8 protein-coding genes are annotated in these 9,916 nt (G+C 62.3%); 3 read left to right on the plus strand and 5 right to left on the minus strand.

Going from position 1 to position 9,916, the window contains the following annotated elements; translation table 11 throughout:
* Positions 1-3 precede the first annotated feature (3 nt).
* Both G4Z14_RS16065 and G4Z14_RS16070 read right to left on the minus strand, forming a co-directional pair.
* Positions 4-813 (minus strand): enoyl-CoA hydratase/isomerase family protein, encoded by an 810-nt coding sequence (locus tag G4Z14_RS16065; protein WP_164627557.1) that lies wholly within the window; start codon positions 811-813, stop codon positions 4-6.
* Positions 806-2,944 (minus strand): acetate--CoA ligase family protein, encoded by a 2,139-nt coding sequence (locus G4Z14_RS16070; RefSeq protein WP_164627559.1) that lies wholly within the window; start codon positions 2,942-2,944, stop codon positions 806-808. The genes G4Z14_RS16065 and G4Z14_RS16070 overlap by 8 nt, the downstream gene beginning before the upstream one ends.
* Positions 2,945-3,052: 108 nt before the next feature.
* On the opposite strand from G4Z14_RS16070, the gene G4Z14_RS16075 reads away from it, so the two are divergent.
* Positions 3,053-3,973, plus strand: a complete 921-nt coding sequence (locus G4Z14_RS16075) for a LysR substrate-binding domain-containing protein (protein ID WP_164627560.1) — start codon at positions 3,053-3,055, stop codon at positions 3,971-3,973.
* Between the two features lie 447 nt (positions 3,974-4,420).
* On the opposite strand, the gene G4Z14_RS16080 is transcribed toward G4Z14_RS16075, so the two are convergent.
* The 3 genes from G4Z14_RS16080 to G4Z14_RS16090 are packed head-to-tail and all read right to left on the minus strand — an operon-like array spanning position 4,421 to position 7,766.
* A complete protein-coding gene (locus G4Z14_RS16080) occupies positions 4,421-5,356 on the minus strand; it encodes a plasmid partitioning protein RepB C-terminal domain-containing protein (protein ID WP_164627562.1) in 936 nt (311 codons plus the stop codon).
* A complete protein-coding gene (locus G4Z14_RS16085) occupies positions 5,353-6,246 on the minus strand; it encodes a ParB/RepB/Spo0J family partition protein (protein WP_227751802.1) in 894 nt (297 codons plus the stop codon). The genes G4Z14_RS16080 and G4Z14_RS16085 overlap by 4 nt, the downstream gene beginning before the upstream one ends.
* Positions 6,240-7,766 (minus strand): recombinase family protein, encoded by a 1,527-nt coding sequence (locus tag G4Z14_RS16090; RefSeq protein WP_164627564.1) that lies wholly within the window; start codon positions 7,764-7,766, stop codon positions 6,240-6,242. The genes G4Z14_RS16085 and G4Z14_RS16090 overlap by 7 nt, the downstream gene beginning before the upstream one ends.
* Positions 7,767-7,887: 121 nt before the next feature.
* Here G4Z14_RS16090 and G4Z14_RS16095 point away from each other — a divergent pair, with 121 nt between their 5' ends.
* Together G4Z14_RS16095 and G4Z14_RS16100 are read left to right on the plus strand one after the other, a co-directional pair.
* Entirely contained in the window at positions 7,888-8,319 is a 432-nt protein-coding gene (locus tag G4Z14_RS16095; protein ID WP_227751803.1) for an XRE family transcriptional regulator, read from the plus strand.
* Positions 8,320-8,606: 287 nt separating this feature from the next.
* Positions 8,607-9,740, plus strand: coding sequence for a Fic family protein (locus G4Z14_RS16100; RefSeq protein ID WP_164627565.1), 1,134 nt, complete (start codon positions 8,607-8,609; stop codon positions 9,738-9,740).
* Positions 9,741-9,916: the final 176 nt, after the last annotated feature.

Genomic DNA, 9,916 nt, shown 5'->3' on the forward strand with positions numbered 1-9,916 from the left:
TTTTCAGACGGTTTCGGCGGCGAAGCGCGCTTCGCGCCAAGCAATGGCGGGCTTGACGCCCTCTTCGGTCAGGATGCGCTTGAACGTGCGGGATTCCTCGGTGTCGGTCGTCTCGATCTCGACATCCAGATCCAGCGCTTGCCGCAGGGCACCTTCCAGACCCATGGCACCATAGCTGCGGTTGATGGCAAGCTTGGTCAGGCGCACGGCGTTGCCGTCCAGAAGGGCCGCACGGCGGGCCATATCATGGGCTTCGGTCCGAAGCTCCTCCGCGGGCACCACCGCGTTGACCAGCCCCATGGCCAGGGCGCGCGCGGCGGGAATGCGGTCATTGCCGAACAGCAGCATCTCCTTGGCCTGTTTCGGCCCGGTGATCCACGGCAGAAGCAGCGCCACGATGCCAGAGCCGAATTTCGGCTCGGGTTCGCCAAAGATCGCGGTTTCCGCTGCCAGGGTCACGTCGCAGGCCATTGCCAGTTCGAAACCACCGCCCAGAACATAGCCCTGCACCGCCGAAATCGTCGGCTTGGGGCTGTTCCAGAAGCGCATGATGATGTCGAAATCGGCCTGAAGCACGGCGCGCATCACGTCTGGCGCGGGGTTCGGCTCCATCTCGCCCAGATCGAAGCCGGACGAAAACGCCTTGCCCTCGCCCCGCAGCAGGATCACCCGAACCTCGGGATCGGCCTCGGCCAAATCCAGCGCGCCATGCAGGGAGACCACCATGTCGGCGGTGATTGCATTCAGCTTGCCCGGCCGGTTCAGCGTGATCTCGCCGATGGGCCCGGTGCGGCGGTAAAGGATATCAGTCATGGGTGGCGCTCCTTTCATGGGCGGCGACCGGGACGATCAAACTGTCAACGGCGACAACGCCACCCGGACCGACCAGAACCGGATTCATGTCGAGTTCAGCAATGAGATCGCCCAGATCGGCGGCCAGCGCGCCAAGCCGGACATAGGTGTCGATCAGCGCCGCGCGGTCGCAGGGCGCTGCGCCGCGCAGACCGTCCAACACGCGCGCCATCTTCAAGTCGGCGATGCGGCGTGCGGCCACGTCGCTGTCGACGGGAACCATGGCCAATTGGCTGTCTTTCAGCACCTCGATCCAGATGCCGCCAAAGGCCACCATGACGAAACTGCCGAATTGCGGATCACGCACCAGCCCGAAGGCCATCTCGACCTGCCCCGAGGCCATGGCACTGAGCAGCACGCGGGGGCCAAGCCGGGTGGCCAGATCGTCGTATGCCGCAAGAAGCGCCGCTTCGTCCTTCAGCCCCAGCTTTACGCCACCGATATCGCTCTTGTGCAGGATGCCCGGTGCGGCGGTCTTGGCCACCAGCGGGAAGCCCAGTTCCAGCCCCGCCTCTCGCGCCGCCACGCGGCTCTCGACGATGCGGTGTTGCGGCACGGCGATGCCATAGTCGGACAAAAGCGCATAGCCCTCATCCTCGGTCAGCGGGGTGATGCGGTTGGCCAGCACAGCGCGCCAATGGCTGGCCCGCGGGTTTTCCGCCAGTTGCGCTTTGGCCGCCGGGCGGGCGAGGAAATCACGATACTCCAGCGCGTGACGCACCGCGCGCAGCGAGGCCGCCGTGCCATCCAGCACGGCCACACCCGAGCGCGCCAGGCGCACCGCATGTTTGCGGTGGCTCCAGGCGCTGTAGTTGGTCATCACGACCAAGGGCTTGTCCGTCGCCCGCGCCACGGCCTGACAGACATCGACATAGCCTGCATGCAGGTCCAGTTCTTCCGACAGATCGGCCACGAACATGCCGATCGCGGTGTCGGCATCCTGCATCAGCGCGGTGAGGCAGGTTTCAAACACCATCTCGAAATCCTTCCCCGTGCCCCAGGCATCGACCGGGTTCACCGGCGTCAGCCCAGAATCGAGCGTCTTTTGCAGCACCTCGGTCGTCTCGGCACTGATCGAGGCAAAGGGCACACCAAGATCGGAGGCGCAGTCGACGATAAGCTCACGTTCCCCCCCGGAATCGAGGATCGCGGCCAGCCCGCCGGGGGCCGCCCGCCGTGCCGTGCCAAGCAGGATCGCCGTCGCCGCAAGCTCGTTCAGATCGCGGACAGAAATCACGCCATGGCGGCGGAACAGCGCCTCATAGACCTCGGCATTGCCCGCGATTGCCCCGGTATGGCTGAGCGCAAAATGCGCCCCGGCCTCGGTGCGACCAAGTTTCAGCACGATCACCGGAACCGCCCGCGCCCGCGCCTTTTCCAGCGCCGCGATAAAGGCTTGCGGATCGCGGATCGTCTCCAGCACCAGCGCAATCACCCGGGTCGAAGGCTGATCCAGCGCGTAATCCATGAAATCTGCGGCGCTGGTCACCAGTTCCTGCCCGGTCGAAACGGCGAGGTTGAACTTCAACCGCTCGTCGTTGAACAGCAGCGCCTGCAGGAGGGAACCTGATTGCGCGATATAGGTCAGCCCACCCAGCTCGATAGGGTCGGGGTGAAACGCCGAAAAGGCGCGCAACGGATGTTCGGGGTTGAAAAACCCCATGCAGTTCGCCCCGCAGACCGGAATTCCCGCCGCCCGCGCCTTGGCCGCGATGCGATCCCGCAGCAAGCTGTCCGTATCACCCTCCAACTCGGCACTGGCGAAGATCACCAGCGCCTTGACCCCCACCGCGAGAGCCTCATCCACCACCCGCTCCAGCACGCGGTTCGGCACCGACAGCACCGCCAGATCGACAGCTTCGGGCAGAGCCGACAGGCTGGGATAGCAGGCGTGACCATAGAGCTGGTCGTAGGACGGGTTCACAGGATAGATCGCGCCGGGATAGCCCGAAGGGATCAGGTTGCGCATCATGTCGTTGCCAACGCTGTTGCGCTTGCGCGAGGCCCCGACAAGCGCCACCGAGCGCGGGGCCAAAAGCGGTTGAAGCCGGTGCGGCAACGTATCCTGCGGCTCCCGATTGATCTGCTGCATGAGCATCTGTTCCTCCCAGAAATTCGTCTCTTGCTGCAAGGGATTAGCAGCGCCATACTGCCATGCGACAGCTCCGAAAATGGAATACAATCATACGCTGGAGTTATGATGACTGCGATCCTTCCGCCCTTTGGCGATTTGTTGGCCTTCGACGCGGCGGCGCGTCATGGCTCCTTCACCCGTGCGGCACGCGACCTGAACGTCTCGCAGCCCGCCATCAGCCGTCGCGTCGCGGCACTGGAGGCCGATCTTGGCGTCCTCCTCTTCAGCCGAGAGAGCAAACCCCTGCGCCTGACGGTCGAAGGGCAAGGTCTTTTCGATGTGCTGCGCTCGGGCCTGAGCCGTCTCGAAGCCACGGTCATCGACATCCGCAGGCAGCGCAGCGAACGGCGCCTGACCATTGCCGCCGCTCCCGGCTTTCTGAGCTATTGGCTCGTCCCGCGCCTGTCGGAACTCGCGGCAACCTTTCCCGACTATGATCTGAGGCTCGTCACCGGGGATCAGGCCGGAGCCATGCCCGAGGCGGACGTTCATGTGCGGTTCGGTGATGGCAAATGGTCCGGGGTCGAAGCGATCCGTATTCTCGACGAGCAGGTTTACGCTGTCTGCAGCCCCTTCTTTCTTGAGGCTCAGGAAAGACCGCTGGCTTTGAACCAGTTGGCCAAGTCCCGGCTCTTGCAGTTGTCAGCCACGCCGGAGCAGCGATACGACTGGCAGTCCTGGTTTCACGCCTTGGGGGTCGACGCGCCGCGCAAGTTGAACGCCATTGATTTCGATGATTACAGCTTGCTGGTCAGCGCGGCGCTGGCCGGTCAAGGCATTGCGCTGTGTTGGTCCGGCCTTCTCGATGCCTTCTTGCAAACCGGCGCGCTGGTGCGGGTCAGCAAAGAGGAAGTCCACTCACAACGCGGATATTTTGCAACTTTCGTCGATGGGACGCTCTCGCGGAGCGCTGTCGTGCGCCTGGCCAAGTGGTTGGGGGATCAGGGAAATGCCCACGGCGCAGCGCATTCTCAAGATACCCCGTGATCGAGACATCCGGCCACTTCATACCCCAGGCGACCTGAGCATAGCATCCGACCACTGGCCGCATCGCATCGCCATCACCCACAACTCGTTAGAAGGCTTGGGTCGCAGTCATGTGGGTGAAAGCAATCAGCCGCCTAGCCTTTTGCAGCCATGCACGGCGCGTTACCCATTTGCGATTCGCCCCTGGCCTGACACGCGGACGCGCCGCTCCCTTCGGCTGGCATCCTGCATCCAGCCGAACGTCAGCGCGCCCGCCAAACATCACAGGTATCCCGCCTCGCCGAACACCTGTGGGGTCGGCAATATGTCGGCCGACCGTGGCGGGCTCCGAGCGGGTTCGCCGCCATCCCCACCCCGCGCTTGATCCGACCCACCGTCCGGCGTCTCCCGCGGTCCCCGCGCTTTCGGGTCCGGGTCCCCATCATCGCCAGAAAAGCAGTCGGCGAATTATTCGGCCTCGCTGCTTCGCGCTTCCGTCGTGGGTGCAGGCGGCGCCAGGCCCGCGACGATCTGCCGAAACTCGCCGAGGATTTCGCCGTGGTTCTTGTAGAGGTAGCGGGCGAGGCGGTCATTCTGCAGGAGCCGCTCGATAAATCGGCCTGCCACCACGAGACGGAGGTGATCGGGTCCAAGGGTGCCTTCGATCAGCTTGATGTTCTTCTGAAGGTTGGCCATTTCGGCCTTCATCCGCTCGGCTTGTTCGCGTGTCACGCCTGCAGGTGTCTTCTTTGCAGCCGGGTCAACCAGGTCAGCGGCGTCAGATGCTGCGAGGATCGCCTCGACATAGGGCACCGTGTAATTGTTCGCGGCGATCATCAGTTCCGCCGCCTGAATCTGTCTCAAGGGCTTCATCTTGCGCAAAGCACGAAAGCTGTTGATCGGGCAATGTCGAGCCTTCAGCAGTTCGGTCGCCTCGGGACAGATGCCGTTCAGCAAGGTCCGCTTCTGCCGGATCAGGGCGATATTCACATTCAAGGCTTCCGCGATGCGGGCCTCCGATACGCCGCGCTCGACCGCGCGCAGGATCATCTTGTGCTCCTGGATCGTGGCGAGGCGGCTGATGCGCTTGTTGTAGGTGAAGGATTCGTCGTCGGTCGCCACCAGGCAGGTGACGGTCGTCTCGCCCATTTCCTTCAGCACATGCAGACGAACATGGCCGTCAAGAAGGATGAATGATCCGTCTTGCCCCACCGCGCGCGCAACCACCGGCGGTTCGATCAGTCCGACTTCGCGGATCGACGCAGCGATCTGCCCGTACTTCTGGCTCTTGGGCACTGTGGTCGGCAGCTGCTTGACCGGCAGGATCGCGTCGATCTGGATCGTGCGCAGGCTTGCCTCGAACCCGGGGCTCTTCGGGATCGGCATTTTCTCCATATGTGTCATGCCCTTGGCTCCCTCAACCCGTCGATGATGATGCGCGGCAGGGTATCGAGGCCCTCGGCACGGAGCAGCGTCAGAAAGTTCTCGTCCTTCAGCAGCGACTGAAATGCCGCATCAAGGAACAACAGGCTGCCGCGCGTCGATTGCGCCCTGCGGACCATGTCCTGCTGGCGCTCGGCCTCGGCGCGATAGGCTTTGACCAGAGCGGCAGATGTCATTCGCGCGCGTGGCTGCTTATTGCGTGCGCCACCCCGCTGCTTGCCATGGCGCTGGCGCAACTCGACCAACCGCCGCGCTTCCAGAAGCTTTTTGCCGCGTAATTCGCCGGAAGCGTAGGCGGCCTCGAGAGCCTTCTGCACGTCCTTCTCCTCGGCGCGCGTGATGTAGAGCGCAACGCTGAGCGGCATATGCCCCGTCTCGACCGCGATCAGCAGGCGCTCCTCGCCATTGGCGATCAACTCGCCGATTTCATGGACATAGGCGAGGGAAAGCCCCGTCTTGTCGGCGATCTGATGGTCCGAATATCCCCGGTCGCGGAGGATGGCGATGTCCTGCAACAGCTCGAGCGGCCGCTGCTGCCGCCGGGCAACATTCTCGATCACGCTGCGCAGAAGCCGTTCCACCTCGTTTGCGTCCACCACGATGGCCGGGATCTGCGTTTCCCCAAGGGCGACATACGCCTCCATCCGTCCCTGACCGCAGACCAGCCGATATGAGCCCCCTGCCTCATCATCGATCCGGGCAACGGTGATCGGCTTTTTCAGCCCCACCTTGCCGATGCTGTCGACCAGCGCGCGAAAGGTCTTTTCCGAGCGTTCACGCGGGTTTTCCACGGTGATGGCGGAAATCGGGATCATCTGCACTTCGTCCTGCATCTCGACTTCGGTCACCATGGCGCCACCTCGGAAACCGGCACGCGGCGGGCCATGTCGAAGAAGAAGTCCAGCGTTTCAAATCGGAAAGCGTCCAGCATCAGGCCATTCTCCTCGGCAAGCCCCAAGGGTTTTGTCCGCATCTCGAATTGGGGCAGCAGATAAAAATCGAGCGCGGCGGTGTTCGTTCGGTCCATCCGGATGGCGATGGTGATGTCAGGCGCGAGGCCGGTGTCGAAGCGGATTTTCCAGCGCAAGCCGCCAGAAGGTGTTTCGCGACAGCGAGCGACGACGACCGAGGCAGTGAATTCACCGTTGATCGTCAGCAGGTCAGTCGCCGGATTGCGCACTACGGTACCGCCAAGGCGGGTGACTTTCCGGATCACGCGCTCCATCTCGTCGCCGTGGAACAGCCGAAGCATGCGGTTCACTTCGATGTAGTGGTAATCACGGTCGGGGCTGAAACCGACGAGGGAATAGGCCCGGATCAGGCTGCCGAACCGGTGGGCATAGGCGCTGCTTGACGGCATTCCGTCGGCTTCGTCGATCACCAGACCGGATATGTAGCCGTGGCGCTGGAAGAGCCGCGTCAGGCACTCCAGCATCTCCTCGTCCGAGAACCGGCGGTTGCGGGCGGCGATGATCGCCTGCACCTTTTGAAAGTGCTTCGGCTCGACGACGGCCTCGAAGGCCCCTTCCGACCGGATCCACATCTCCGGGCCATTGGCGACCCGCTTTTGTTTCAGCTTGAAGGAGCGCCGGTTGTAGACGTTGTTGCCGATGTATTTCTCGTTGGTCAGGATCTGCTGCACGGTGGCGCGGGTCCAGAGGCGCCCGAGATCGGTCAGGATTCCGCGCTCGTTCAGTTCGGCCGCGATTTCGCTTTCAGAACGTCCGTGTTTCAGGAACCGGCTGTAGATCCAGCGGACGGTTTTCACCTCGGCCTCGGGACCCGGCACGAGGATCACCCGATCGGTCTGCAAGCTTTTGTGTTCGCCGCGCTTCAGCTCGGCCTTCACCTCACCACGTTCGTCAAGCAGGACACGGCGAAGGCCAAAACCTGCCGGGCCGCCCTGACGGTAGCCGCGTTCGATCAGGCGGCACTGTCCGATGAAGACCTTGTGGGACAGTTCCCGGCTGTATTCCCCAGCCATGGCGCGCTTGACGCTTTTGACGATGGTGGCAACCGGCCCGCCATCATTTTCGAATTGCTCTGCGCAGTATTCGACCTGCTTGTTGGCGCGACGGCAGATGTACTCGTAATAGGCGGACTCATCTGCATCCTGGAACCGGCCCCATCGGCTGACGTCATAGACCAGGATCACCTCGAAGTCGGCAGTGCCATCCTGCACATCCTGGATCAATTGCTGCAGGGCTTCGCGGCCCTCAATCCTGAGGCCGCTTTTCCCGGCATCGGCATAGGATCGTACCAATTTGAAACCGCGCTCCTCCGCATATTTGCGGATCGCGTCGGACTGGTTTTCGGTCGAGTATTTCTGGTGATCGGTCGACATGCGGACATATTCGACTGCGCGGCGCATGGGCGGGGAATTGCCCGATCCTTTCAAAGAGGGCGGACCCTGACCTGCCATTCCCGTCTCCCGATCAATTCATGCAGGCGTCTCCGTCTGGTTGGACCCGGGATGATGTCTGGGGCGCAAAATGGAATCTGCCGCTTTTGATGTCTTCTCCACAGGTTTACCGGAGGGGGACAGGCCGATGCGGATCAAGATGGGCACAGTTGTGCCGAAAATGGGCACAACTGTGCACCTGGCGGCAGATCAGGCCCGCTATCGCAGGGCAATTGCCGATGCGCTGCGTCACGAGTTGGGTCCGACGCACCAAGCCATCAAGACGGCGATGCGCTGGACGGGGGCAAGCGAACGTACCGCAAAGTACTGGCTTTCCGGCGAACGCGGACCGAGCGGAGAGCATCTGATCCTACTGGCGCGGCATTCCGATGCAGTGTTGATCGCCATCCTGACCATGGCCGGGCGGCTGTTGGACCAGCGGCAAAGATGTGCCGGATGTCCTGCGCGCGAGTTGGTGTTTCAAAACCTCGGACAAGAATCGAAATTGTCCGAGGGTTCCTGACATGCACAGAGCGGCCTGACGCTGTCCTACAGGTCGCTCAGGAAACAGGTCGCCACAACGTTCGTGCGGAGATTGGATCATTCATTCTCCGCAAAATGTGCGGCGAATGACAAGGGATCGAGCCTTGATGGCAGTTTACAGCCAGTCTCTGTCGGCAATCTGGTTTGATAACAGACTACTGGTGGATACGTTGCTTGATGTCAGAATGGACCCATATTCTGTTGCCAAGTGATCTTCGTGTGACTAGGTTGTCGTCAAATCGCGTTGATGACAGAATAGGCGTACATATGGTCACCAAACCTTACGATCTTACAGATGCCGTCACCTATCATATCGGTACCTTTCCCCCATCTGCCCTCGACTATGAAGTGCTGCTCGGGCCACTCGAAGAGGCTGCGGCCTCCCTTGCGCGGTACGATACCAAGATGTCGGGCATGGTGAACAGCGAGCTGTTCCTCGCCCCCCTGCGCCGCCAGGACGCGGTCACCTCCTCCCGGATGGAGGGGACGATCTCGACCATCGAGGAACTCTACCGACTGGAAGCAGAAGAGGATGCAGGCAGTTCCGATCCCTACCGGGAAGCCCGCAACGACGACGTCGAGACCTACCTGTACTCCCGCGCGCTGCGGAATGCCCAGCAGGCCCTTGCCGAGGGTGCACCGCTTGGCGAGCACCTGATCCGAACTGCCCACCAGCAGCTGCTGTCCTTTGGCAGGGGTGCCCGCAAGCGCCCCGGCAGCTATAAGGTCGAACAGAATTACATCGGGGACGAACGGCGGGGAAAGATCTACTACGTCCCGATCGCCCCAGAGCAACTGGGCCCGGCGATGGCTGAACTGGTCCGCTACATCAACGAAAGCTCGATGCGGCCGCTGATCCGCACCGCCATCGCGCATGTAGAGTTCGAGGCCCTGCACCCTTTCGAAGACGGCAACGGCCGGATCGGTCGCATGCTGATCACCCTGATGCTGTGGAAGCTTGGCGTCCTGCATCAGCCGAACTTTTTCGTTTCAGGTTACTTCGAGGCCCACAAGGACGAGTACATCGAACGGATGCGCGCGGTCTCGGCCACCGGCGATTGGACTGGCTGGGTGATGTTCTTCCTCCAGGCGATGCACGCGCAGGCCACGGTGAACATCCAGACCGCGGACGCAATCTTCCACCTTCACGGCGAGATGCGGGAGCGGTTCCGCGAAGTGCTGAACTCGCAGTTCCATGATCAGGCGCTGGACTTCGTCTTCGCGAGCCCGATCTTCCGCAACGACCGCTTCGTCGAACGCTCGGGCATTCCGCCATCTTCCGCTCGCGCCCTCTCACGACGCCTGGTCGAGGCTGGCCTTCTGCGCACCATCGAAGGAGCCTCGGGCCGCCGCGCAGCGATGTACGCCTTTGATCCCCTGCTTGATCTGCTGAAGGTCTGAAACGCAAAAAGCCCCCTGGGTTTCAGAGGGACTCGTCAAACGTTGAGGTGTAAGCGTCCGGCCTGACCGCCCTGCCGCGTGGTGAGAGAGGCGGATAGTGTCCACCATCGATAGTGGACACTATGGTGATGGCGTGGCGCGTCGGACGAAGCGACTTTGGACGGATGAGGAGAAGC

This window comes from Tabrizicola oligotrophica (genome assembly GCF_011008935.1).
Taxonomy (GTDB): Bacteria; Pseudomonadota; Alphaproteobacteria; order Rhodobacterales; family Rhodobacteraceae; genus Tabrizicola_A; species Tabrizicola_A oligotrophica.

What these genes read in the sequence shown, in the direction of transcription:
- G4Z14_RS16065 (WP_164627557.1), bottom strand. Translation starts at nt 813, where the DNA reads ATGACTGATATCCTTTACCGCCGCACCGGGCCCATCGGCGAGATCACG.
- G4Z14_RS16070 (WP_164627559.1), bottom strand. Translation starts at nt 2,944, where the DNA reads ATGCAGCAGATCAATCGGGAGCCGCAGGATACGTTGCCGCACCGGCTT.
- G4Z14_RS16075 (WP_164627560.1), top strand. Translation starts at nt 3,053, where the DNA reads ATGACTGCGATCCTTCCGCCCTTTGGCGATTTGTTGGCCTTCGACGCG.
- G4Z14_RS16080 (WP_164627562.1), bottom strand. Translation starts at nt 5,356, where the DNA reads ATGACACATATGGAGAAAATGCCGATCCCGAAGAGCCCCGGGTTCGAG.
- G4Z14_RS16085 (WP_227751802.1), bottom strand. Translation starts at nt 6,246, where the DNA reads ATGGTGACCGAAGTCGAGATGCAGGACGAAGTGCAGATGATCCCGATT.
- G4Z14_RS16090 (WP_164627564.1), bottom strand. Translation starts at nt 7,766, where the DNA reads ATGCGCCGCGCAGTCGAATATGTCCGCATGTCGACCGATCACCAGAAA.
- G4Z14_RS16095 (WP_227751803.1), top strand. Translation starts at nt 7,888, where the DNA reads ATGGAATCTGCCGCTTTTGATGTCTTCTCCACAGGTTTACCGGAGGGG.
- G4Z14_RS16100 (WP_164627565.1), top strand. Translation starts at nt 8,607, where the DNA reads ATGGTCACCAAACCTTACGATCTTACAGATGCCGTCACCTATCATATC.